Below are 19,665 nucleotides of genomic sequence, written 5' to 3'. Positions count from 1 at the left end.
TTCATCAGTTGCGCAGCGTCTCATTCGGGCATGACGATCCGGATGGGGCGCGTCCCGACCGGAGCGCCGGTGCCCCGATCAATGGTGACGGCGTCGATTTCCGTTCCAGTCTCGGCATCAAAGAACTTGGTCACCTTACCACCATTGCGGTGTTTGCGGCCCCACGCACCGATTGCAAACAGCACCGGCAGAAAGTCGCGCCCGGCTTCCGTCAGCAGATATTCGTCCCGCGGCGGCCGGTCTGAATAACGGCGTTTCTCAAGCATTCCCTCATCGGTCAAGGCGGAAAGCCGGGCCGTCAGCATCGTTGGCGCGATGCCAAGACTCTTACGGAATTCATCAAAACGCGTGAGACCCGCATGGGCATCGCGCATGATCAGCATGCTCCATGCGTCCCCTACGAGGGCAAGGCTTCGGGCGATAAGACATGGCTGGTCTGAAAGATTCTTCATGTTGATATCTTTTTGATAGTGACTTACTACTAATTTGATAGTAACTTATTTTTCTCCGATATTCCATCATAAAATGAAAGCAGAACGCAATGAGCAAGACAGACATCCGCGTCGCCCTGGTTACGGGCGCTTCCTCCGGCATTGGGCTGGTAACGGCACAAGCGTTGCGGCGCGATGGCTACCGCGTGTTCGGAACCAGCCGAAAGCCTATGCCCAATACCCCCGACGGCATCACAATGCTGATCTGCGATGTAACCGACGACGTATCGGTGCAAGCGGCTGTTGATGAGGTTCTCAGCCGTACCGGACAGATTGATCTCCTCGTCAATAATGCCGGGATCGGGCTGCTCGGCGGTGCCGAAGAATCATCAGTTGCTCAAGCCAAGACAGTGTTCGACGTAAATGTGTTCGGTGTCCTGCGGATGACAAATGCTGTCTTGCCCATCATGAGACGCCAGCGCAGCGGCCGAATTGTCAACCTGAGTTCCATCCTCGGCCTCATTCCCAGCCCTTATAATGCCCTCTACGCATCCACCAAACACGCGATCGAGGGTTATTCGGAATCGCTTGACCACGAAGTTCGAACACAGGGTATCCGCGTGGTGCTGGTCGAACCCGGTGTGACCCATACGTCGTTCGAAGAGAACCTGACCCGGCCAGACCAGCCGCTTGCCGTCTATGATACTATTCGTGCGAACGCGGAAAAGCTGATGCGCGACCTCATCGAGAAGGGCGACGCACCTGAAATAGTCGCCGCAACGGTCGTAAGAGCCGCCAATGCTCCGTCACCTAAAAGACGCTATACTGCAGGCAAAGTAGCCGGACAGGTTCGTTTTATGCGGCGGTTTTTGCCGGAAGCCTTTGTAGACAAAAACCTGCGGAAGTTCAGCCAGCTTCCCAACTGAAGATTGACTCCCGCAGTACGTGAGTTCGCTCGTTGAGCACAGAAACGAAAGCTCGTCTTATGAAATCATTCCTGATCGATCGCTACGCGAAAGGTGGCACCCTGCGGTTCACGGAAATCCCCGAACCAGAACTGCGGGACAATGATGTGATGGTGGAGATTCACGCCGCCAGTGTGAATGTCCTGGATACGAAAATCAGGGATGGCGAATTCAAGCTTATCCTGCCCTACCGCCTACCCCTGGTTCTCGGTAATGATGTTGCAGGCATTGTGATCCGGGTTGGGGCCAATGTGCGGCAGTTCAAACCCGGCGATGCGGTCTATGCACGTCCAGCTCAGGACCGTATCGGGACATTTGCTGAATATATCGCCGTTGATGAGGCCGATGTCGCGATCAAGCCGAACAATCTGACCATGGCGGAGGCCGCGTCCATTCCGCTTGTCGCCCTGACCGCGTGGCAGGTGCTTGTCGAGCGGGCCAACGTCCAGAAAGGGAAGAAAGTTTTGATCCATGCCGGCTCGGGCGGCGTGGGCACGATCGCGATCCAGCTTGCCAAGCATCTCGGAGTACACGTGGCGACGACCACGAGCACAGCTAATATCGATCTTGTCAAAAGCCTCGGCGCGGACGTCGTGATCGACTATAAGAAGGACAATTTCGAAGAAGTCCTGCAGGATTATGACGTCGTGTTGAACAGTCTCGGACCGGATACGCTGGAGAAATCCCTTCGCGTGCTGAGGGCGGGCGGCAAGTTGATCTCGATTTCCGGGCCGCCCGACCGGGATTTCGCCAAGCAGAATGGTTCCGGCTGGCTGTTTCAACAGATCATGCGCCTGTTGAGTTTCAGCATCAGACGAAAATCGAAACGCCGAGGCGTCAGCTATTCCTTCCTGTTCATGACGGCCAATGGCGGGCAGCTTGGTAAGATTACGTCCCTGATTGAAGCTGGCACCATACGCCCGGTGGTGGATCGGCTCTTCCCGTTCGAAAAAACCAATGAGGCGCTCGCTTACGTCGAGACGGGCCGCGCGAAAGGAAAGGTAGTCATCACTGTGAAATGAAACTGGCCGCCAATCGACGCCAATGGCGTCCGCGGCCCGCAGCCATATTGACAGCTTTTCATTTCAAATAGCTAATGCGGGCAGGCCCTCTGAGATAGGTGACATCAATGGATATCGAAAACGCGATTGCACAAGTCTCCGCAGCAGGCATTGAGCTGACGGATCGCCGCCGCAATGATGGCGATGATGCCTGGGTTCTGCGTTTTGCCAACGGAACCATCCTTACCGTGTCTGATGGCGGCGACGTTACAACGCAGGGCAAGAATGTTGAAGCCGTAGCGCAGATTTTGGACCTGCCCGGTCAGTCCTGACAGGCGCAGAAAGTTATCGCTGCAGGCGGTAGCCATCAGTGAGCGTACCAAGGAACACAACGATATCATCGATCTCGGTACCATTCAGTGCCGGAGCATCACCCGCATGCCGGTCAAACGGCGGATCCACGTTGACATTGGCCTTGGCATATTGCGGCAGGTCATCATACTTATTGATACTGCCGTCCGGGTTGCGCGAGTACCAGCGATCCGGATTGGTATCGCGTTCAGCGTAAAACTCCACGGCCTGACGCAGCGACCGGAATACCCCGTTGTGAAAAAACACTTTTCGTAAAGCAACATTGCGCAGTGTCGGGGTACGAAACAGGCCGCAATAATCCTGACGCCCGGTAAAATCAGTGCGAAGCGGCCCGCACAACCCGAGATCGAAATAGCCGGCATCACGGTTGGCGGGAATGGCTGGATTGCGCGGCACACCAAGCGCGATCAAACCGAAATCGGTAAATTGCGGCGGCGTCCCGTCATTGCTGCGCTGGCTGATATGACATGAAGCGCAATTGCCTTTCTTGGCATCGTTGAAAAGCTCCAGTCCGCGCGCCTCCTGCGGTGTCAGCGTCACCTTGCCGGCGAGGTAGGCATCATACTTGCTCGAATAGGGATAGAAGGTTTTGTAATCCTGCTCGAATATCTCAAGCGCCTTGGTGGCAACAGCAACACTGGCTTCCGCATCTGGCGCCTCTGTTGCGCCGGATAGTGCAGCGATCCTCTTGCTGTACCCCGCCGCGACAAGGCGCTGCGCCACAGCCGCTTCGTCCGGATTGGCCATCTCGAACGGCGACAACAGCGGAATTTTCGCCTGATCCCTTCCCCGATCCGCACGCCCATCCCATGTCAGTCCGCCGGTCGGGCCATTGTCGATACTCTCGTCCGAATCGTCTTCCGAATCGAAAAAATGTTCGGTGAAGGCCGGGACTGCTTGCAGATATTTCAAGGTCGGGACGGCACGCAGCCCCGGCTGATGCAGATCATTGCCACCGGGCTGGACGGCCAGATCATTGGCGGGACCGAAACCATGGTCGGGATCGTGACAGGATGCACATGACATCTTGCCCGAACCAGACAATCGCTTGTCGAAGAAAAGAGCCCGTCCAAGGTCGCGCATTGCCTCGACCTGATGCCGGATATCCGCACGCGTCAGTTCACTTTTTTGCGAGATTTGCTTTGTCTCGGGCGGGTGGGAAGCAGAAACAGCAGCGCGCACAACGGACAGCATAGTCAGTGTGCACAGAACACACAAAACCATATACCAACAGGCTATTGCGCGACGGCCTTGTTCCATGGTTTCCTTTGGGGATCGAATGATCTGGCCATCGCAGGATAGCCGTGGTTTTGCCCAGAAAGCAATGCCGATACACCGGAGGTTACCAGAATGCGGTCTATCCTTTCCAGCATGATCACCACGACGGCAACACTGGCTTTAGCGGGCGGTTTTACGGCTCCGGTTTATGCAGCAGGGTTGAACGATACACCGTCCGATAATCTGAAGCAGATCCAAACCGTGGTGGTGATTTATGCGGAAAATCGCAGCTTCGACAATCTTTACGGTCACTTTCCCGGCGCCGATGGTCTGCAGGCGACTGCAACCGCAAGCCCGGTTCAGCTTGACCGTGACGGCAGTCCGCTGAAAGAACTGCCACCCGTCTGGAATGGCCTGACCGCCAAAGGCATTACCCCACCCGTTACCGAAGCCGAAACGGAACATTTGCCCAACCAGCCCTATTACGTTGATGATGCCAAGGGGTTTAACCTGCCGATCACCACAATCACCCGTGACCTGTGGCATCGCTATTACCAGAACCAAATGCAAATCGACGGGGGAAGAACGACAAGTTCGCCGCCTATGCCGATTCCGGCGCGATGGTGATGGGTATGTGGGATGGTTCCAAAATGGCCATGTGGAAGGTCGCCCAGCAATATACATTGGCTGACAACTTTTTCATGGGTGCCTTCGGCGGTTCGTTCTTCAATCATCAATGGCTGGTTTGCGCCTGTGCGCCGTTTTATCCCGATGCGGACAAGAACCCGGCCAAGCCAACGATAGCCGCCGTTGATCCGGATGGAACCAGCTTGACGAGGGCCGCCAATTCGCCGAAATCGGCAATCGACGGGCCGCCGAAATTTGTCAGCGACGGCAATCTCACCCCGGATTTCTACGCCGTCAACACCATGCAACCGCCCTATCAGCCCAGTGCCAACGCGCCTGCTGCCGGTGCCGATCCAATGAGCGCCGACCCGGCACAGCCCACCACGTTGCCGCCGCAGACCGAGCCGACAATCGGCGATCTGTTAAGTTTGAAACGGATCGATTGGGCCTGGTATGGCGGCGCCTGGCAGGATGTGCTTGACCATGGCAACAAAACGCCTGCTCCCAATTTTCAGTATCATCATCAGCCGCTGAACTATTATGCGAGCTTCGCACCCGGTACACCGGCCCGCGCCGAACATTTGCGCGATGGCGGATTGGCTGGCGCGGAATTCATCAAGGCCATCGACGCGGGAAAGCTACCGCAGGTTGCGTTCTACAAGCCTCAAGGCGATCTTAACGAGCATTCGGGTTATGCCGATATTCAATCGGGCGATAACCACATTGTCGATCTCATCCATCATCTTGAGAAAAGCCCGCAATGGCCGCACATGCTTGTTGTGGTCACCTATGATGAAAATGGCGGCATCTGGGATCACGTCGCACCACCGAAAGCCGACCGCTGGGGTCCGGGCAGCCGTATCCCCGCGATCATCGTGTCACCGTTTGCCCGTCCCGGTTTTGTCGATCACACGCCCATGGATACGACATCCATTCTCCGCTTCATCACGCGGCGGTTTGAACTGCCGACGCTGCACGGCATTACCGTGCGGGATCAGGCCGTCGCGTCCTATCATGAACAACCGCTGGGAGACCTTACCAGCGCGCTTGATCTGACATCACATCTTTAGATTGGGTGCTGGATGAAATACAGGCGGTACGCGCTGGCATGAACACTGTGCGTGGTTCGCCCTTCGACAAGCTCAGGAAGCTCACCATGAGGGAGAGTGAGGGTTGCAGATAACAATCCTCTGCACCGCCATTGGCTTTGCAATCGACAATCTCCCTCATGGTGAGCTTGTCGAACCACGCACAATATTATTGCAACAATTGATAGCGCCTAACTCCCCCGATACGTCGAGTAGGACCATGGCGTCACCAGCAGCGGCACATGATAATTCCCGTCCACATCCGCGATTCCAAACCGGATCGGCACGACGCCCAGAAATGCCGGTTCCACCAGTTCCACACCCTTTGCCCTGAAATATTCCTCGACAAAAAAGCTGATCTCGTAGCACGCGGCGACCATGGCATCGGGCGACAATAGCAGTTCGTCCGTTCGTCCATCAGCATTGGTCACCAGCGTTTTCAACAAATGCCGCGTCTCATCCGCATCGATCCGATGCAGCGTTAGCTTCATGCCGGAAGCCGGGCGGCCCGTGGCGGTATCAAGCACATGTGTGGAGAGTTTTCCCATGGGGTCGCTTTCAAACAATCAGATCATCAAGCCGGAAACGCGCAATCAAAGCGATCTGGCGCAGTGCTTCGCCCACCTCTTCCCCGGCATTGTTCTGCAGTCGGGTCCTGAATGCGGTAAGAATGGACTGTTTGTCATGACCGCGCACCGCGAGAATGAACGGAAAGCCGAAGCGCCCCTGATAGCCATCATTCAAACGGTGAAACTCGGTGAATTCGCTATCAGTCAAACGATCAAGCCCGGCGCCCTTCTGCTCACTGGTAGAATGCGCGGTCAGGCTGCCCTGCCGCGCCGCCTTGCCCGCAAGATCGGGATGAGCACGGATGAGGCCAAGCTGCGCCACCTGCCCGGCCTTTTCCACCGCACCCACCATGGCCGCATGCAGCAGTTCGACACTGGCAAAGGGGCGCAACGGCACGACGGCTTCCGGCACCCAGGGTGAATGTTCGAAAATACCGCCAAGCGCTTTGACAAAGGCTTCCGGGGTGGCTTCGTTCAGTTCATCGAGTGTCATCGAGACCTTTCTTCATGCGTTCTTTCACTGCATTGAGCGACCGCAGCACATTTTCCGGTGTTGCGGGCGCATCGAGTTGCGGCGCGAAGCTTCCGTTGCCAATGGAGGCAATCGCATCGCGAATGGCGAGCCAGACGGAAACGCCCAGCATCAGTGGCGGCTCGCCAATGGCCTTGGAGCGGAAAACCGTCTCCTCGCGGTTGGGCGCATTGTCGAGAATCCGCACATTGAATTCCGGCGGTACATCACGCGAACCGGGAATCTTGTAGGTGGAGGGGCCCACGGTGCGCAGCCGCCCCGCCTTGTCCCACCACAATTCCTCACAGGTCAGCCAGCCCATGCCCTGTACGAAAGCACCTTCGATCTGGCCGAGATCAATGGCTGGATTGAGCGGCGAACCGACATCCTGCAGGATATCGGCGCGCAGACAGCGTGTTTCGCCCGTCAGCGTATCGACGGCGACTTCCGCCACGGCAGCGCCGTAGGTGAAGTAGAAGAAGGGCCTGCCCTTCATCGCCTTACCGTCCCAATGAATTTTCGGCGTCGCATAATGCCCGGCTTCAGAGAGCTGCACCCGTTTCAGCCATGCCATCTTGGCGAGTTCGCCGAATGATATGGATTCGTTATCCGCGTGAACCCGGCCCTCGCGGTAGACGATATGCTCTTCCTCGACACTGAAATGTTCGGCCGCAACCGTGGTCATCCGAGCCTTGATCGCCGTCGCCGCCTTGAAAGCCGCCATGCCGTTCAGATCGGAACCGGTGGAGGCTGCCGTGGCGCTGGTGTTCGGCACTTTTCCGGTGGCCGTCGAGGATATACGAACCATGTCAAGCTCAACCTGGAACACTTCGGCCACGACCTGCGCCACTTTGACGAACAGGCCCTGCCCCATTTCCGTGCCGCCATGGTTGAGAAAAATCGAACCATCGAGATAGACATGCACCAGCGCACCGGCCTGATTGAGCGATGTCAGGTTGAAGGAAATGCCGAACTTCACCGGCATCATTGCCAAACCGCGGCGGATCACCGGATTGCCCGCATTGTACGCGTCGATTTCGGCTCGGCGCCGCTGCCAGTCGGCGGACGACAAGACCGCTTCAGTCACCTCGACAAGCCGGTTGTCGTCAACCGGCTGACCATAAGGCGTCACTTCGCCCGTATCCTCGCCATAATAATTGAGAGCCCGGACGCTATTTGGCTCCAGCTTCAATTCGCGCGCGATGGTATCAATGATGTTTTCAATGGTCAGGATGCCCTGCGGTCCGCCAAATCCGCGAAATGCCGTATTCGAAACCGTGTTGGTCTTGCAGGCATGGCCGGTAAAGCGTGCATGCGGAATGTGATAGGCATTGTCCGTGTGGGTCAGCGTGCGGGTGATCACCGGGCCGGTCAGGTCAGGCAGGTTGCCGGCCCGCGCCAGATATTCGACATCAAGCCCGAGAATGCGGCCGCGCCCGTCCACGCCGACCTTCCAGTGGGCGACATAGTCATGCCGTTTGCCGGTCCCAGCCATGTCATCACGGCGTTTCAGCCGCATCTTGCACGGCTTGCCGGTTTTGGCAGCCACCAGCGCCGCTGCTCCGGCAATGATCGTCGCCTGACTTTCCTTGCCGCCGAACCCGCCGCCCATGCGCCGCACCTGACATTCCACCGCATTGGCATGCAGCCCGAGGATCAGCGCCACATGGTGCTGCACCTCGGTCGGGTGCTGTGTCGAGGAATGCACCAGCATCTCACCGTTTTCGCCGGGAATAGCATAGGCGATCTGCGTTTCCAGATAAAAATGGTCCTGTCCGCCCATATGCAATGTGCCTGACAAGACATGCGGTGCACTGGCCAGTGCAGTTGCCGCATCGCCGTCGACCACTTCTTGCGGCGGCAGGACATAGTTCTTGCGCCGGTGCGCCTCCTCGATATCGAGAACTGGTTCGAGCGGCTCGATATCGAGCTTCACCTGTTTGGCGGCACGATAGGCCGTTTCGAAATCCCGCGCTGCCACGACCGCGATAACGCGCCCTTCATGGTCGACAATATCCTCGGCAAACAGGGTTTCACCGTTGAGAATGGGGCCGACTTCATTGTGTCCCGGCACATCCTTGGCCCACCACACCCCGGCAACGCCTGGCATCGCCAGCGCGGGCGCAGCGTCGATGGACTTCAGCCTGCCGTGCGCCACGGGCGACAGCACAAAAACCGCATGCAGCGTACCCGGCAATTCCGGCATATCGTCGATATAGTTGGCATCGCCAGCCACATGCCGCGCAGCGGAATCATGCGCAATGCCCTTGCCGACGATACTGCGTTGGACGATTTGTGGGGTATTGTTTGTCATTTACCCCCCTCTGCCCTATCGGGCATCTCCCCCCACAAGGGGGGAGATCACATCGACATCAGCATGACCGCTTATATTGCAATGCCTTAGAACTACTCGAAATAGTATTGAAGGCTGATCTCCCCCCTTGTGGGGGAGATGCCCGACAGGGCAGAGGGGGGTACGAAAATGGCGAAAACTATAAATCACAGCGCCATCACCTCCACCGTCTCACCGGCCACATCGCGCCAGAACCGTTCAACCAGATTGCCAGCCACCTGCAACCGGTAATCGGAAGTGCCGCGCCAGTCGCTGAGCGGCTTGAACGAAGCGGTGATGGCTGCAGCGCAGGCCTCAACCGCCTTGGCATCGAACTGGCTGCCGACAAGCGCATGCTCCGCTTCCACAGCCCGGCGCGGTATGGCCGCCATACCACCAAACGCGATGCGGGCGCTGCGCACCTGTCCGTCCTCACGGGTGATGGAGAATGCACCGCATACGGTAGAAATATCCTGATCATAACGCTTGGAAATCTTGTAAACGCGAAATTCCTGCTCCGGCTTCGGCTTGGGGATAGAGACTGAGGCAATCACCTCATCGGCGCGCAACTCCGTCTTCCGGTAGTCGAGGAAGAAGTCTTCCAGCGCCACGAACCGCCTGCCATTGAGCGAGGCAAGTTCAACGTCGGCACCCAGCGCAATCAGCGCAGGCGGACCGTCACCAATCGGGCTAGCCGTACCGATATTACCGCCGATGGTGCCCATGGAGCGAATTTGTGTCGAGCCGAACCGCCGGATCAGCGTGGCGAAAGACGGATAAAACTCTGCTACCCGCGCCAGCACCTCTTCCCATGTCACCGCAGCACCAAAGCTCAAGTGATTATCAGATTCGCCGATGGCCCGCAGTTCGGCCACATGGGCCAGCGAAATCACCTCATCCCAATCGGAGTGATAATCTGCCAGCGCAACGCCAAGGTCGGTGCCTCCGCCGAGAAGCAGCGCATCGGGCCTGTCCTTGCGCAATTGCACGAGCTCAGCCAGCGTTGACGGCTGATGATATATCGAACCACCTGACGAAAGCGTGGTTTGCGGCTTCATCTCGGCAAAGGCGGCGATGTGCGGTCCGGCAATTGCCGCTCCGCCCGCACCGACCACCTTGCGTGCCGCCTCGACAATCGGACGGTAGCCTGTACAGCGGCAGAGATTGCCGGCCAGCGCATCGTGAATGGCGTGGTCATCCGCTGCAGCATTGTTTGCGGCAAGGCCAGCCAGCGAAATCACAATGCCGGGTGTGCAGAAGCCGCATTGCGACGAGCCGTTTTCGGCCATCGCTACCTGCACCGGATGCAGGGTTTCGGTCTTCAGCCCCTCGACAGTGATGAGCGAACGCCCATCGATCTGGCCCATGGCGAGAATACAGCTGTTGGCAGCGTGATAATGCACCGAATCACCTGCAGGATCGCCAATGAGCACCGAACAGGCACCGCAATCACCCTCGGCACAGCCTTCCTTGGTTCCGGTCAGGCGCGGCGCATTGCGCAGCCAATCAAGCACCGTCATATCCGGCCGGACAGATGCTTCGTGTTTTTGACCATTCAGAAAAAATTTGATCGCATGTGACATGGTTCACAGCTTCAACCGGCAGAGGTAAGGCGTCAAGTGGCATACAACAGGGTGGGGTGATTGCATTGATATATGCGTGGCTCTCTCTTCTAAAGGTCCTTCTGCTCACCCCCCTATGCACCTCTCTCCGTCATCCTCGGGCTTGACCCGAGGACCCAAGGCTAAGAGGCACTGAAGAGTGCGCTGGGTGCGGTGTATTCCAGCAGGCGATAGCCTTTAAAGAAGTGCGGCTCCATCAGCCCTACTAACTGGATTGCATCGAATTCGTGCAGCCATTTATGCTCCTTTGCCGTGGGTCCTCGGGTCAAGCCCGAGGATGACGGAGAGGGGAACGGTTTAAGGAGCTAAATTCTTCGAAGGCGAACCACGCACAACAGCCTCTGCAGTTCAAACCGCCTCGATCCTGTACACCACACAGTCAAAGAAAAACTCTTCCAGATTATCCCCCGCCCCGCCGCGATCCACTACAAGAAAGTCCGAGACGTCTTCGAGTGAAATCAGCGGGAGGTGCCAGACATTGCGGCCGTAATTGACGCCCTGATGTCCCCAAGCCAGAAATGCCACAGGCATTCCCGGCCGCCCGGCATCATCTTCCGCCACCACAACCAGAAATGGCCGGTTCTGCAGCGGCACAAAGGCCTGACTGCCGAGCGGATGCCGCTCCAGCATCACGATATCGACAGGCGGCGCAAAAGCCTGCCCGCGAAAAATATTGATCAGAACCCGCGCGTCCTCACCAGTCACATCCACATTGGCAAGGTCATGAAACCGCCGAGTGGTGCCATTGTTGATCAGACGTACTTCCGCGCCTTCGGTTTCAATCACATCGCCAAAAGGTCGGAACGCCGCTTTGGTCAGCGGCTGGACGACAAGCGGAATGATTGTCATGCCGCTGCGTCCGGGTGATGATGCTCATGCCAGTGGCGGGCAATGTCGATCCGCCGTGTTATCCATGCGCCGTCATGACCCTGCACATAATCGAGGAACCGCTCCAGTGCTGCCGCGCGGCCCGGGCGTCCCACCAGACGGCAATGCAGCCCGATGGACATCATCTTGGCGGCACCTTCCTCGCCCTCACGGTAAAGCACGTCGAACGTGTCTTTCAGATAGGTGAAGAACTGGTCGCCGGAATTGAATCCCTGCGGCGTGGCAAACCGCATATCATTGGCATCCAGCGTGTAGGGCACGATCAGATGCGGCGCTTTGGGCCCCTTGATCCAATAGGGCAGCTCGTCCGCATAGCTGTCGGAGGAATAGACGAAACCGCCCTCTTCCATCACGATCTTCAATGTGTTGTCCGATGGCTTGCCCTGATAAAGGCCGAGCGGGCGCGATCCTGTGATTTCCGTGTGCAGCCGCACCGCCTCGTGAATATGCTGGCGCTCAAGTTCTTCCGGGAAATCCTTGTATTCCAGCCAGCGCAGGCCATGGCTGGCGATTTCCCAATCTGCTTCCCGCATGGCCGCTACCGCTTCGGGATTGCGCGCCATGGCCAGCGTCACGCCATAGACCGTTACCGGCAGATTGCGCCGTGTGAACAGGCGCCACAGCCGCCAGAACCCGGCGCGCGAGCCATATTCGTAGATCGATTCCATGTTGAGATTGCGCTGGCCGGGCCATGCGGCCGCGCCCACAATCTCCGACAACAGATTTTCCGAGGCCGGATCATTGTCGAGAATGCAGCTCTCGCCGCCCTCCTCGTAATTGATCACGAACTGCACGGCGATCTTCGCACCGCCGGGCCATTGCGGATCGGGCGTGGTACGGCCAAAGCCGATCAAATCACGGGGATAATCTGCCAAGGAATGCCTCTTTGGTTTCGAATGGGCGTGTTACCGGAGCCTGCGAAGGCTGCACTGCAAAGTCAATGCGGCAAAAGAAAAAGCCGCGGACAGAGCCGCGGCTTTTATCGATCAATCCAATACCGTTTAGCGGCGCTTGAGCAGCGAACCCACGGCAGGAACAATGGCAGCAGCCAGAGCCAGCTTCAGGATATCGGCAACGATGAACGGGCCAACACCGAAGGCAAAGGCTTTTTCAATGCCGAGGAGATAGGCCAACCACAGGAAGCCGAGGCCAAGGATAATCGCTTCGCCCGCCAGCATGGCAAGACCAAGGCCAACCGGGTTGCGGGTAAAATCCTTGTCGGCAGCACGGCCAACCACCCAGGCGGCAGCGAGATAGGCGAATAGATAGCCGCCCGTTGTGCTGAGTATATAGGCAAGTCCAATGCCCTTTTCCGGCGTTCCGGTGAAAACGGGCATGCCGAGCGCACCTTCAAGCAGATAGAGCGCCATGGTGGCAACGGCGAGGCGCGAGCCATAGGCTGCGGAAATGGCAAAGACCGCAAAGGTCTGCATCGTCACATTGACGAACACCATGTCGACTTTGGTCTTGGCAGCAAGGGTCATCAGCGCCGTGCCGACGAGGGCAAGCGAGACAAACCATACGGCTTTGGCAAGCTGGCCTTCCGGCTGGAATGTTTCGGCAAGGGAGCGAGTTTGGGCAGCAATCATGTTCTATCCTCCGGATCAGCTTTCGCCACGCGTTGAAAACGGTATATTGGGGATGACACTTATCTGCAATACGTCGAAAGCCACACAAAGGTCTGCAAGCATCCATGTCCCTCGTTTTCGACAGTTCTTTTGCGCCACATTATGGCGAGGCCGTGCAGCTTGCGCATGATATCAAGCGAATCACGGTCAATAATCCGAGCCCCTTCACCTTCTACGGGACCAACAGCTATCTGATCGGCCGCGATACGTTGGCGCTGATTGATCCGGGCCCCGTCGACGAGGCGCATCGCGCCACCCTGCTCCATGCCATTGCCGGGCGTCCTGTCAGCCATATCTTTGTCAGCCATACGCACCGGGATCACTCGCCGCTTGCAACCTTGATGGCGCAGGAGCTCGGCGCAAAACTGGTTGCCGAAGGTCCGCACCGCCCTGCCCGGCCCCTGCATATCGGCGAGATCAACTTCCTCGATGCCAGTGGCGATTACGATTTCGTGCCTGATATCATCGCAGCGGACAATTCCGTGATCGAGGGGGATGGCTGGGCCATGCGCACCATCCACACACCAGGCCATACCGCAAACCATGTCGCTTTTGCGCTGGAGGGGACGGACGTGCTGTTTTCCGCCGATCACGTCATGGCCTGGGCCACCTCCATCGTTGCGCCGCCCGATGGCTCCATGTCCGACTACATGGCCTCGCTCGACAGGCTGCTGGAGCGGCACGACCGCGTCTATCTGCCCGGCCATGGCGGCGCGGTGACCAAGCCGAAAACCTTTGTGCGCGGGCTGAAAGCGCACCGGAAAATGCGAGAACGGGCGGTATTGGAGCGGGTCAAGCTTGGCGACCGTACCATTGCCGAGATGGTCAAGGTGATCTACCGCGAGACCGATCCGCGCCTGCATGGCGCTGCGGCGCTTTCCGTATTGGCACATCTGGAGGATCTGGTGGCACGTGGCCGTGTCTACACTGAGGGCAATCCCTCCATTGATGGCATTTACTGGGCAGGCTGAGTGGTATCTTCTTCCGGCTGGGCGCTCTGGATCTGACTATCGAGCGCTGCCATGAACTGGGTAATGCGGTCGGCATTGTCACCGAGATCATGCACGCCATAGCGCGACACCGAGCGCATATCGACATAAGTCGTATCGCCCTCATCGCTCAGACGGATCACCACATCGCTGGTAAAACCAAGCAGCCAGGTCCGTGCGACGACTTCCAGCAGAATTTCTTCATCGTCTCCCGGCAGGCCCTTCTGGTCGATGATCGTCCAGCCATTGTCGGCGATCACGCTGCTGATCCCATCCAGAATCCGGTCAGGTGAGCCTTCATAACGGCGACCCGTCACTTCCGGATAGGCCTTGGCCTGCAATGCGCGGCTGCGCGGATCATTGGCCAGCGGGTTCATCTGGTCGGTTCGCAACCCGCTTGTCGAAAACAGCGCCGGCGGATCAGTCAAATCCGTGGATATGTCATAGATCGCCGGCAGGGTCAGCGCCTGATAGACCGTGGTGACGAAAGGCCCAAGCACAATAAGTGCGATCACCGCGCCCCAAAATGCCGAAGGACCACCCCGATCGCCGCGCCGCCACAGGCTGGTGAAACCCTTGATGCTGAGGAGCAGTGCCAGCACGGCCAGACCGGCAACAATGGCCAGCAGCCAGAGAAATTCCGGTGTCTCGATGCGCTCGAAGCGGTGACCAAGGGCCGAGAGGACAAACAGGATTGCCGACAGAAAGGCGATGCGGACCGACCATTTGGCTGATATCGATTGGCGGCGTCGAATGTGCTGTCGCATGGAATCCTGGCGCTGGCTGCAAGAATGAGTACCAACAGCTAATCGCAAATGACACCGGAGACAAGCCATAGCTGCCCAAAGCGGGAAGCTTGGCTGACAGCTCTACCTTCCGCACCGTTCGCAGCGTGACTGCTCCTCATGTTAGGCTTGGAGCAGCCGCCTGAAACGCCGGAGCTGTGAAGCCTGCGCCGGCACGCGGGCTCACAATCTCCCAGCCGCTTACACTGTCCCGGCTTTGTAAATCCGCTTCACCTCGTCATAGATCATACCGATTGCCGGATCACTCTTGCTGATCGTGCCGGTTTCAAGACGCCCCGCATAGCGCCTGAGGTAACGGGATGTATTGACCGCATCGACAAAAGATACGTCGTACCACCCGTCAACGGTCATTGTGTCGGCAAATTTTGTCCCCCACGGAAGGATTTGTTCCTTTCCTGTATAAGCACTGATCATTTTCAACTTGCCGCTTCCTTCCGGCCATTGGCTGAAGTGGAAGTGCACCCCCTTCTCGTCATCGGTGAGCGATACATCGATGACATCGGCAAGGTACTGTTCGGTTGAATTCGAATTTCCGCGAAACTCGTTCAGATGACCATTCGGCCCATGAACGGCCAGATGATAGTCGAAAGGCGCTCTTCTCAATGTATCGTAGACACGGAGATCCCACAGGTCAGTCAGCAAATTAGGCTCGTCATCCGAGGATCCTTCCACGGTATAAAACCACGGACCATCGGTGCGATCATAGGAATAAACCGTAAAGGCAGCGGCCAGCGGACCGTAATTGGCAAAGGTCAGTGTGAGCTTTTCGGCTCCGCCGCTTACATAAATACGCGCCGCAGTGACGGTAAAGTCATAGGCGAGCGGCAGGATTTCGCAGCGCGCATTATCCTGCTTTCCACGAACCGGCATGTCCTTGTCCGGCAAGGTATCGCTGGCTTTCGGTGAAAAACCTTTTATTTGTCGAGCAGCTTCCCGTTTTGCGCTCGTAAAAATCGCAGCGGACTGACCGGGTTCGGCCAAAGACTCCGTACCTGGGTTTGCCGCGTGGTAGAAATCAAATGTGCTGGTTAAATCGCCGGCAACGGCATACCGCCATGAGGAAATATTGGGAAATGCGTCGGCATCTTCATCCTGTTTGCCGTGAGCAATCAACCATTCATCCAGAAAACGGATGAAAGATGTATGGTCAAAGACCTCCGAACAGACCCGCCCGCCCGTACTCCACGGGGAGATGACGAGCGTGGGTACGCGTGTTCCCATCCCGAGCGGCGTATTTTTTCCACGTGGCGATTCAGCATCGACATTGAATGTACTGGCGGGTTCAGGAACAACAATGCCGCTGGAAACCTTGCCGACATCCTTTTTGAGCGGCGGTACCGGCGGTGGTACATGATCGAAAAAGCCGCCATTTTCATCATATGTGATAAACAGCGCCGTTTTCTTCCATACCTCCTTGTTTGCGGCCAGTGCCCGCAAGATTTCGTGGACATAATATTCGCCAAATTCCGGCGGCCATTTTGGATGTTCGCTAAAAGCTTCCGGCGGCACGATCCATGAGACTGCAGGGAGCGTGTCATTGAGGATATCCGCCTCAAACTGCGATGGCTTGTCCGCATCGGTCCGCAGGACAGAATTTATCGACTGGTTTTTCTTATAAAGGACACTGCTCTTGCCCATGTATTTATCAAAATATTCGAGTGTATTATCACCGTAATTGCCGTCAAAAGGATTCTGCGCGTTCCATGTCAGGCCATCCTGATAGAAGTTCCAGCTGACACCCAGTTTCTCCAGCTTTTCCGGATAAGTGGCCCATGTTCGTATACCTTTTTGCGTGGCCGATCCGCTGAAACTCGAATTGTCACTGAATCCTGCCGATGTCGCAGTCCAGAAATAGCTGCGATTGGGATCTGTAGGCCCGTTCACCGAACAGAAATAAGCATCACAAAGCGTGAAGGCCTTTGCCAGCTTGAAATAAAGCGGGATGTTTTCCTCGACATAGTGGGCCAGGGAAACGACACCCTTTTGCATTCCCCATTGATCCATCCAGCCGTTGTTCCATGCGGCAATACCTGTCGTGTAGTCGTGCGCGGGATCCTCCAGAAACACTGCGCCCGCATGATGCGCATCCTGCAAGGCAAATTCCGGCTTCATCGGCAGATGGTAGGGTTGTATCGGGGACTGAGCCTTGCCGCTCGCATCTTTAGGCAATGCCTGCTGCCAGACTGGCTCATCATTCCTAAGCTTCAACGGTCGCGGATCGCCAAAACCTCGGACGCCGCGCAACGTCCCAAAATAATGGTCAAAGGAGCGGTTTTCCTGCATCAGGATGATGACGTGCTCGATATCCTCGAGCGATCCTTCGATACAAGGCACAGCAGCAGTGGTGAGTGCCTCTACTGTTTCAGGCCCTTTGGCCAGCGCCTCACGCATATAGGCGGAACAGGCTGTGTAAGCGGCTGCGCTCGTTCCTGCTAGGCCGAGCAAACGAATGAATTCGCGTCTGTCCATGTCTTCATCCTGAAAATATTCGTTCTGAAAAATTAAATCTCAAAAAGTGAGAACCGAGTGGAATTGAGCTAACCTTTTTGCTGGCAAACCTCGCCGTCATCGGTCTCTTTACCCTTACCGTCTTCCAAACGGGCTGCTAGAATCTCACGTTCCCGCTCCGAAACGGCGAGTTGATCCGCGAGAGCTTTCTTGTCCGCTTCAAGCGTCTGCTTTTCGCTGACCGCTGTAGCGAGATCAGCCTTGGCGGTTGTCAGTTCGCCCTCAAGCTTTGTCTTGTCATCTTCGGCGGTCTTTAGCTTAGCTTCCGCATCGGCTGCCTTCTTTTCTGCCGTCTCTTTCGCCGTGCCAGCTGTGGCCAAATCCGTCTTGGCGGTTGTCAGTTCACCTTCGAGCTTGGTCTTGTCGTCTTCGGCGGTCTTCAGCTTGGCCTCCGCGTCGGTGGCTTTCTTTTCAGCCGTCTCTTTCGCGGTGCCTGCTGTGGCAACATCCGTCTTGGCGGTTGCCAGTTCACCCTCGAGCTTGGTCTTGTCGTCTTCGGCCGTCTTCAGTTTGGCTTCGGCGTCGGCTGCCTTCTTTTCAGCCGTCTCTTTCGCCGTGCCAGCTGTAGCGAGATCCGCCTTGGCGGTTTTCAGTTCGCCCTCAAGCTTTGTCTTATCGTCTTCGGCGGTCTTCAGCTTGGCTTCGGCGTCGGCAGCTTTCTTTTCAGCCGTCTCTTTTGCCGTGCCAGCTGTGGCCAAATCCGTCTTGGCGGTTTTCAGTTCGCCCTCAAGCTTTGTCTTGTCATCTTCGGCCGTCTTCAACTTGGCTGCCGCATCAGCTGCTTTCTGCTCTGCTGTCTTTTTCTCCGTTGCGGCTGTGGCAATATCCGTCCTGGCGGTTTTCAGTTCGCCCTCAAGCTTTGTCTTGTCATCTTCGGCAGTCTTCAACTTGGCTGCCGCATCGGCTGCACTCTTTTCCGCCGCCTCTTTTGCCGTCCCGGCTGCGGCCAGATCCGTTTTGGCTTTCGCCAGTTCTTCCATAAGCTTCGTCCTGTCGCCTCCGGCAGTCTTCAACTGTTCGCTCAACGCATCAATTCTGTCCTGAAGCGCCGCTGCCCCGTCGCTGGCATCTTTCAACTCCCTGGTTTTCGCAGCCAAAGTATCGGCGGTCTCATGGCTGGACTTCTCCAGCGCATCAATGCGCTTTTCCAATCCGCTTTTTGCGTCCTGCAACCCGGTGATGATCAGTGTGCTGCCAGCGGCTGCCTTTTCGTTTTCCTGCTTCAGCCTTGCCGCATCGGCACGGGCAATGTCGAGTTGGCTTTGCGTTTGCTGAAGCTCCTCCTGCAACGCAAAAGTCGACGGCGATACATCGCCAGAAGCGTTGTTATCGTCACCATCGCAAGCAGTGAGGGAAAGCAGGAGAACGCTGGAAATAGCAATATTTTTCTACATGTTATCTACCAAAAATTATGAATATGACGACAAAAATGCAAGCAGTAAAATTTGGCATAATGGGCATGAAATTGCCCGCAATATCAACGGAATGACCGTTGTTCAATAATAGTACGATGACATCGCCCTGAACGCGCGTCAACCGCCAACTTGCGATCGTACATTTACGCCATTCACACTTTATGAATGGATCGGCTGTCACATAACTGACATCATCGCCCTGTGATTCCGTGCGGGACATGGAGAGCGGTCAAGCAAGCCGCTTTTACAATGCAAAATGACGAGGCCGGACAGAATGCCTGAGACTGGCAAAGCGGTTTCGCTTGAAGTTGTTGAAATTGAACTGGCGCTCGGCGCACAGGATATTGTTGCCGATGGTTTCGAAGGCGCCCTGCAGAAGGCGGCGGCGTTGGTCGGCGGCGAGGTCGTGTTCAACATGCGCGCGCCGGAAGATGGCGACCAGCAGCGCATTGCCGCTATTTCCGTGTCAGACGGCGCAGCCGATCAGATCGTCTTTGTCATGCTCGGCAATGACGGCACCAGCCTGACCGTTTCAGCAGAAGACGACGAAAACACCCTGCTCACGCGTCTTGGCAAGGACTATGCCGCCGTCATGAAGGGCATGCGCCCGGAATGATGCGCTGCAGCATCATTTTCCCGTCTGTTGCCGTTGCTCTTTCCTGAACTCCCGGTAGGGTTGCTCCATCCCTCACAGA

At 56.9% G+C, this 19,665-nt stretch carries 17 protein-coding genes and 1 pseudogene; 6 read left to right on the top strand and 12 right to left on the bottom strand.

From position 1 onward, the window contains the following. Nucleotides 1-20: 20 nt before the first annotated feature. On the bottom strand, nucleotides 21-452 hold the full coding sequence (locus tag HB779_RS10370) for a helix-turn-helix domain-containing protein (protein WP_188345618.1): 432 nt from the start codon (nucleotides 450-452) through the stop codon (nucleotides 21-23). Between the two features lie 89 nt (nucleotides 453-541). Between HB779_RS10370 and HB779_RS10365 the strand changes: the two genes are divergently transcribed. The 3 genes from HB779_RS10365 to HB779_RS10355 all read left to right on the top strand — a co-directional run bounded on the left by HB779_RS10365 (nucleotide 542) and on the right by HB779_RS10355 (nucleotide 2,729). Then, nucleotides 542-1,357 carry an oxidoreductase gene (locus HB779_RS10365; protein ID WP_188345617.1) on the top strand — a complete coding sequence of 272 codons (816 nt, stop codon included), beginning with the start codon at nucleotides 542-544 and terminating at the stop codon, nucleotides 1,355-1,357. A gap of 59 nt (nucleotides 1,358-1,416) precedes the next feature. Continuing rightward, nucleotides 1,417-2,418, top strand: a complete 1,002-nt coding sequence (locus tag HB779_RS10360) for an NADP-dependent oxidoreductase (protein WP_188345616.1) — start codon at nucleotides 1,417-1,419, stop codon at nucleotides 2,416-2,418. A gap of 107 nt (nucleotides 2,419-2,525) precedes the next feature. Then, nucleotides 2,526-2,729 (top strand): hypothetical protein, encoded by a 204-nt coding sequence (locus HB779_RS10355; protein ID WP_188345615.1) that lies wholly within the window; start codon nucleotides 2,526-2,528, stop codon nucleotides 2,727-2,729. Nucleotides 2,730-2,742: 13 nt separating this feature from the next. Here HB779_RS10355 and HB779_RS10350 read toward each other — a convergent pair whose 3' ends face one another. After that, complete coding sequence (locus tag HB779_RS10350) at nucleotides 2,743-3,963, bottom strand: cytochrome-c peroxidase (protein ID WP_244642518.1); 1,221 nt, start codon at nucleotides 3,961-3,963, stop codon at nucleotides 2,743-2,745. Between the two features lie 177 nt (nucleotides 3,964-4,140). Between HB779_RS10350 and HB779_RS10345 the strand changes: the two are divergent. Then, a pseudogene (locus HB779_RS10345) lies at nucleotides 4,141-5,684 on the top strand (acid phosphatase). A gap of 209 nt (nucleotides 5,685-5,893) precedes the next feature. Here HB779_RS10345 and uraH read toward each other — a convergent pair. The 7 genes from uraH to HB779_RS10310 all read right to left on the bottom strand — a co-directional run bounded on the left by uraH (nucleotide 5,894) and on the right by HB779_RS10310 (nucleotide 13,213). Then, nucleotides 5,894-6,250 (bottom strand): hydroxyisourate hydrolase, encoded by a 357-nt coding sequence (uraH, locus tag HB779_RS10340; protein WP_188345613.1) that lies wholly within the window; start codon nucleotides 6,248-6,250, stop codon nucleotides 5,894-5,896. A gap of 10 nt (nucleotides 6,251-6,260) precedes the next feature. Then, on the bottom strand, nucleotides 6,261-6,764 hold the full coding sequence (uraD, locus tag HB779_RS10335; RefSeq protein WP_188345612.1) for a 2-oxo-4-hydroxy-4-carboxy-5-ureidoimidazoline decarboxylase: 504 nt from the start codon (nucleotides 6,762-6,764) through the stop codon (nucleotides 6,261-6,263). Further along, nucleotides 6,751-9,096, bottom strand: a complete 2,346-nt coding sequence (gene xdhB / locus HB779_RS10330) for a xanthine dehydrogenase molybdopterin binding subunit (RefSeq protein WP_188345611.1) — start codon at nucleotides 9,094-9,096, stop codon at nucleotides 6,751-6,753. The genes uraD and xdhB overlap by 14 nt, the downstream gene beginning before the upstream one ends. A 185-nt stretch (nucleotides 9,097-9,281) precedes the next feature. Next, entirely contained in the window at nucleotides 9,282-10,697 is a 1,416-nt protein-coding gene (gene xdhA / locus HB779_RS10325) for a xanthine dehydrogenase small subunit (RefSeq protein WP_188345610.1), read from the bottom strand. A gap of 387 nt (nucleotides 10,698-11,084) precedes the next feature. After that, entirely contained in the window at nucleotides 11,085-11,585 is a 501-nt protein-coding gene (locus HB779_RS10320; protein ID WP_188345609.1) for an ureidoglycolate lyase, read from the bottom strand. Next, nucleotides 11,582-12,499, bottom strand: a complete 918-nt coding sequence (puuE, locus tag HB779_RS10315) for an allantoinase PuuE (RefSeq protein ID WP_188345608.1) — start codon at nucleotides 12,497-12,499, stop codon at nucleotides 11,582-11,584. Before puuE ends, HB779_RS10320 begins: the two co-directional genes overlap by 4 nt. 126 nt (nucleotides 12,500-12,625) lie before the next feature. Next, nucleotides 12,626-13,213, bottom strand: a complete 588-nt coding sequence (locus HB779_RS10310) for a biotin transporter BioY (protein WP_188345607.1) — start codon at nucleotides 13,211-13,213, stop codon at nucleotides 12,626-12,628. A 104-nt stretch (nucleotides 13,214-13,317) separates the two neighbouring features. Between HB779_RS10310 and HB779_RS10305 the strand changes: the two genes are divergently transcribed. Further along, entirely contained in the window at nucleotides 13,318-14,223 is a 906-nt protein-coding gene (locus HB779_RS10305; RefSeq protein WP_188345606.1) for an MBL fold metallo-hydrolase, read from the top strand. On the opposite strand, the gene HB779_RS10300 is transcribed toward HB779_RS10305, so the two are convergent. The 3 genes from HB779_RS10300 to HB779_RS10290 all read right to left on the bottom strand — a co-directional run bounded on the left by HB779_RS10300 (nucleotide 14,208) and on the right by HB779_RS10290 (nucleotide 18,844). Further along, complete coding sequence (locus HB779_RS10300; RefSeq protein ID WP_244642517.1) at nucleotides 14,208-15,008, bottom strand: DUF1499 domain-containing protein; 801 nt, start codon at nucleotides 15,006-15,008, stop codon at nucleotides 14,208-14,210. The two genes, HB779_RS10305 and HB779_RS10300, sit on opposite strands and share 16 nt — an antisense overlap. Before the next feature lie 219 nt (nucleotides 15,009-15,227). Then, complete coding sequence (locus HB779_RS10295) at nucleotides 15,228-17,516, bottom strand: phosphocholine-specific phospholipase C (RefSeq protein ID WP_188345605.1); 2,289 nt, start codon at nucleotides 17,514-17,516, stop codon at nucleotides 15,228-15,230. 68 nt (nucleotides 17,517-17,584) lie between these two features. Beyond that, complete coding sequence (locus HB779_RS10290) at nucleotides 17,585-18,844, bottom strand: hypothetical protein (protein ID WP_188345604.1); 1,260 nt, start codon at nucleotides 18,842-18,844, stop codon at nucleotides 17,585-17,587. A gap of 400 nt (nucleotides 18,845-19,244) precedes the next feature. Between HB779_RS10290 and HB779_RS10285 the strand changes: the two genes are divergently transcribed. Beyond that, the gene (locus HB779_RS10285; RefSeq protein ID WP_244642516.1) at nucleotides 19,245-19,586 is read left to right on the top strand and encodes a hypothetical protein; all 342 of its coding nucleotides are present in this window, start codon (nucleotides 19,245-19,247) and stop codon (nucleotides 19,584-19,586) included. Nucleotides 19,587-19,665: the final 79 nt, after the last annotated feature.

Origin of the sequence: Phyllobacterium sp. 628, from assembly GCF_014189505.1 — a bacterium.
Lineage (GTDB): Bacteria > Pseudomonadota > Alphaproteobacteria > Rhizobiales > Rhizobiaceae > Phyllobacterium.
Note: the sequence above shows the minus strand (reverse complement) of the source record. Positions and strands in the feature narration are given on the sequence as shown.